Below are 1,077 nucleotides of genomic sequence, written 5' to 3'. Positions count from 1 at the left end.
CATGACTTATGCAGTTCACGAGATTAACTGGTAATGGTGAGAATCTTTCCTTGAATAAACGGGCCACCAATACATAGCAAGCTGCGACGGCCAAAATTCAGAAATAAGTGTTGCAAAACGGCGTACTTCTGTGTCAAAATCAAGATAGATTCGTTCAGATCCCTTGTGGTGTCTGAACCGAACCTGGCAACGAGTGTGGAAGAAGCCGTTAACCATTTCGCCGTGGGTGCAGCTTTCATCACTCGTTTTTTCTTTGTTTACATACCATAAAGCATAGGAAAGCAAGGTTTCGGCAGCAAAGACCATTTCCAGATGCGCGATTTGATGTGCTTCCGAAGTCGAATGGCATGCTTCAAAGCCTAGCTCCTGTTTGGCTGCGCGAAAGAAAACCTCAATCCGCCACCGTTTTTCATAGACGGCGAGTACTTCGCGAGGCGCATCACAGCGGTTGCTAATGAGTAAATACGCCCCTTTGTAGGTGGCGGGATCTTCTTCTGTGCTAGCGTGGTCAGCCTTCGTCTCCTCCTCGTTCATTCGAATAGCCGCGACGGCGGCGATCGGTACGAGGCGGTTCTTGGTCACCAGTTGGCCCTTGCGGCCAAGGGTTTCGTATGGAAGCTTCATGTAAATGCCATCAATGGCAACGGCGGACAACCCATTGCCGGAAGTCAGACGCTTGTACGACTCGACGATGAGCTGCCGGGGTGAAACCGGTACAAAGCGATCACGCCTCCCCGGTTGTTGGATCTTACGGTAGAGCGCGGTGTTGCGCTTGGCCTTGGTCACCCAGTCGAAGGAATGGGCCTGCAGAAATACGAAAAATGCTTTATTTAGATACCATCGATCCATCGCCACCCATAGTCGACACGAGACCGACTCGCGCAGCATGAGAAGCATCTGCTTCGCAAGATCAAACTTGCTTAGCCCCTCGGTATCCTCATCGGGCTTGCGCCAAATGCTAGAGAAGAGCGGATACTCCAGCCCATTCTTACACACCGCTTGCAAGACAACCAGATTCATGCACCAGCCATAGGACTTGGTAGAGGCATCAAAAAGCCTGGACAGAAACGGCAGCTT

1 protein-coding gene is annotated in these 1,077 nt (G+C 51.1%); it reads right to left on the bottom strand.

All coding sequences use genetic code 11. The annotated features are described in order from the left end of the window. Window positions 1–15 precede the first annotated feature (15 nt). Window positions 16–1,077, bottom strand: a 1,062-nt coding sequence (locus KJS52_RS26970) for a transposase (RefSeq protein ID WP_213520728.1), incomplete at its 5' end; no start/stop codon positions are given.

The organism is Paenibacillus montaniterrae, assembly GCF_018403185.1.
Taxonomy (GTDB): domain Bacteria; phylum Bacillota; class Bacilli; order Paenibacillales; family Paenibacillaceae; genus Pristimantibacillus; species Pristimantibacillus montaniterrae.
Note: the sequence above shows the minus strand (reverse complement) of the source record. Positions and strands in the feature narration are given on the sequence as shown.